A 1,196-nucleotide genomic window follows, 5' to 3' on the forward strand; every position below is an offset into this window, starting at 1 on the left:
ATCGGGCGAGTGATAGCTAGGGAAATAAATCCGATCGCAACCACTGTTATAACTAAGATAATACCTCCTAATATAAGCAAATAGTCTCGAACATTGTCAGCAAGCTCAAAAATCTCTTTCTCATCAAAGAAAATCCCTGTAATCCAGTTCGTGTTTGCAATTTTTTTGTAGTGAAGCATTTTCATTTCATTATCTAATTCATATTCTATATTACCTTTTGATTGTTTACTTTTTAGTATCTTTTGAACGATAGAAAGGTCTGAAATATCTTCACCTTGTCTAGTTGTATGAACAATGGCAAGGCCTTCATTATTTATGATAAATGGCTCACCTTTAAAGGCCATTTCATTATCATTTACTACCTTCATCATATTGTCTAATGAAATATCAATCGAAAGAACTCCTGTTGTTTGATCACCATATTTCATCGTTTTGGATAGAGTTATTACATATTCATTTGTCCTAGCATCTATATATGGATCGGTTGCTGTGACTTTATCGTTGTTCTGGATACCATTTGTATACCAAGGACGAGTAGTCACATCGAAGGTAGAATCGTAGTTTTTAACTGGGTAATTCCTATATTGTTTATTTGAAGATCCGAACATCACAGCGATTGTAGAAGGGTATTGTTTCATAAATAGTTTAGATTCATCAAAGAAATCTTTTTCTAACTTACTTGCTAGTTCCTTATTATTTGAATTTAGAGCGTAGCTAAATTCCACAAAGGTTTTATTTCGAGCTAATTGATTTAAACTTTCTTCATGTGTTTTTAAAAACGTTTTAAGCATTTCATCTAAAAGTTCGATGTTCACTTCTGCCACATTATCAACAATTTTTTCTGTTTGATTTTTCACCAACACGTTAGTAAGAAAAATCGCTGTTAAAAAAGAGATTAAAAAAATCGTTGTTACACCTACTATGATTTTATTTCTTATTGATTTCATGCGAGTCTCCGTCCCTACTATATGTAATTTAAATTTTGCACTACTTAAATATCGGAACTAATTTAAAAAAGTTAACTACAAATAATAACGTAAATAAATGTAGAATTGTAATTATTTTGTAGCTTAGAAATATACCGAAGCGGTTCGGCATTGATTTATCGTAAGAAGAAATAGAAAGATCACTAGGTGAATGATTTATTAGATACGATCCTAGCACATCTAGTTTCAACTTTTTTAATAGATTCTTTT

At 30.9% G+C, this 1,196-nt stretch carries 2 protein-coding genes; both read right to left on the reverse strand.

Annotation, left to right across the window (positions count from 1 at the left end):
- A partial coding sequence (locus tag V7014_RS26495; protein ID WP_335512011.1) for a cache domain-containing protein occupies positions 1–947 on the reverse strand: 947 nt, incomplete at its 3' end.
- Between the two features lie 40 nt (positions 948–987).
- On the reverse strand, positions 988–1,196 hold a 209-nt coding region (locus tag V7014_RS26500), incomplete at its 5' end, for a hypothetical protein (protein WP_335512013.1).

Origin of the sequence: Bacillus sp. JJ722 (assembly GCF_036963345.1) — a bacterium.
Taxonomy (GTDB): domain Bacteria; phylum Bacillota; class Bacilli; order Bacillales; family DSM-1321; genus Bacillus_AD.